2 protein-coding genes and 1 pseudogene are annotated in these 1,313 nt (G+C 40.9%); all 3 read right to left on the bottom strand.

Going from position 1 to position 1,313, the window contains the following annotated elements; genetic code table 11:
* Positions 1 to 227: pseudogene (locus DK858_RS01000) on the bottom strand (DUF968 domain-containing protein); the annotation flags it as partial.
* Positions 224 to 1,027, bottom strand: coding sequence for a KilA-N domain-containing protein (locus tag DK858_RS00995; protein WP_109395842.1), 804 nt, complete (start codon positions 1,025 to 1,027; stop codon positions 224 to 226). The pseudogene DK858_RS01000 and the gene DK858_RS00995, both read right to left, overlap by 4 nt.
* Before the next feature lie 18 nt (positions 1,028 to 1,045).
* Positions 1,046 to 1,313, bottom strand: a 268-nt coding sequence (locus tag DK858_RS00990; RefSeq protein ID WP_109395841.1) for a RusA family crossover junction endodeoxyribonuclease, incomplete at its 5' end; no start/stop codon positions are given.

Here is a 1,313-nt window from a genome sequence, read left to right as displayed (position 1 = left end):
GTGTGGATCACTTTTTTACTATTGAGAAATTGGACGATGTGCTTATTGTTTAAAATAGGCTGTTCATCACCCGTTAATGCGCCTGAGGGCAACACGTCTAAACTTTTTGGCACATCACTAATAATCACACGGTGGTGCTTCTTAAATTGCTCGAGTAATTCAGCACCCGGCTTAAGTAACACAACACCCAATTCTGGTTGAATATAAGGCGTTAATAATAATTTCATGCACTCACCTGTTTATTCAACATCACCATACGGATCAATTCATCCGTTTTACTCTCAAAGAAATGGGGTTGGGTTTCACGAGGATTATTAGGGCTAGTCATATTCTTCCCAAACTGACAACCTCTAGCCGTAACAGACCAAAACTCTTTCGTTTTGCTAGCAGTTTTCGTGCTTGGGCGTGATAGACGTTCAACAATGCCTAGTTCGGCTAATCGCTTATAGGCTTGCTGTGCTGAAATAGGTAAGTTGTGTTTGTTGATCAACGTTGATAATGCAACTGTTGGACGACTGGAACCATCCATAGATCCACTTGGTGCATCAATCGCATAAACAGGGGCTAATTCGGGTAAGCCTGCCATTGCTTGTAACTTTTGATAAGCCCCTAACTTTGATGAATTCGAAAAATTTAAACTTTTAGACATTGACTCAAGCAGTATTACACCCGCTTGAACTTTATCACTGAGTTTCTCTTGGTGCTGTTGTGTCACTAAGGCATCAAATGTGCGGATTACTTTTAAATGAAAAGAAGCACTGATCCACATTGCGTAGGCATACACTAATTCTTTGCAAACATAGGTGCCCTGATTATATCCACCAGCGACTGTCACAATGGGCGCTCCTGTGATCTCAGGAGCGGTCGAAATTTCATCAATTAACTCTTTCGTTTGAGCCAATGAACTCCAGTTCGATGGTTGATGGCGCTTTTCACCACCCGATACTCGATGTAAATCATTTAAACAATAGCGACCGGCTACATCTCTACGAACCTGAAAACCATCAATAACAATTAATCCATTCATGCTATTTCTCTCCACGTTTTACTCGTGACCGTACATCACGTTATTAAATGAGCGGATAGTGATTTCTAACTTTCCACCCTTTACGACTTCCATTAACATCACATCCATATGCTTTACCTGCTGATCATCTTCCCAAATACCCGCATGTGTTAATGCATCAAATGGGGCCTTTAAAAAGTTATCAATATCCCTGCGCTGTTTTGTTGGTGGGTATAAACGAACTAGGACAGAGACATTTTCTTTAATAGCTTTAGGTTTTCGTTTTAGTTGCTCATAGACAGAGGCG

This window comes from Proteus faecis (assembly GCF_003144395.1).
GTDB lineage: Bacteria > Pseudomonadota > Gammaproteobacteria > Enterobacterales > Enterobacteriaceae > Proteus > Proteus faecis.
Note: the sequence above shows the minus strand (reverse complement) of the source record. Positions and strands in the feature narration are given on the sequence as shown.

Excerpts from the sequence above, each read along its gene's own strand:
- DK858_RS00995 (WP_109395842.1), bottom strand. The coding sequence starts at position 1,027 with ATGAATGGATTAATTGTTATTGATGGTTTTCAGGTTCGTAGAGATGTA.